We start from the raw sequence: 373 nt of genomic DNA, 5'->3' as shown, positions 1-373 counted from the left end.
GACCGGTTTCTCATCAAGAAATCGGCGAAGCGATCTGCCGTCGAGGCTGTTTTTCGCGGACGCGCCGAGCGTCTCGCACAGTGTCGGGAAAATATCGGCCGCACTGGTGAAATGATCGACCGACATGCCTTTCGCAGCCGCCCGCGGATCGCGGATCACAAGCGGGATATGATAGCTACCGTCGAAGAAGCCACCCTTCCCCAGTGTCCAGTGATCGCCCATCATCTCCGCATGATCGGAGGTGAAGACAATGACGGTATCCTCCCACGTTCCGGCGTCCTTCAGAGATTGAAAGATACGTCCAAGCTGCGCATCGACCTCTGAAATCATTCCGTAATAGATCGCCCGGATGGCATCGAAATCCTGAGCACCC

At 56.6% G+C, this 373-nt stretch carries 1 protein-coding gene; it reads right to left on the bottom strand.

Going from position 1 to position 373, the window contains the following annotated elements; translation table 11 throughout:
* A partial coding sequence (locus tag SB764_RS38670; protein WP_410866562.1) for a sulfatase-like hydrolase/transferase occupies window positions 1-373 on the bottom strand: 373 nt, incomplete at both ends.

The organism is Paraburkholderia sp. SIMBA_027 (assembly GCF_046535315.1).
Lineage (GTDB): Bacteria > Pseudomonadota > Gammaproteobacteria > Burkholderiales > Burkholderiaceae > Paraburkholderia > Paraburkholderia tropica.
This window is presented reverse-complemented; position numbering and strand designations above follow the sequence as displayed.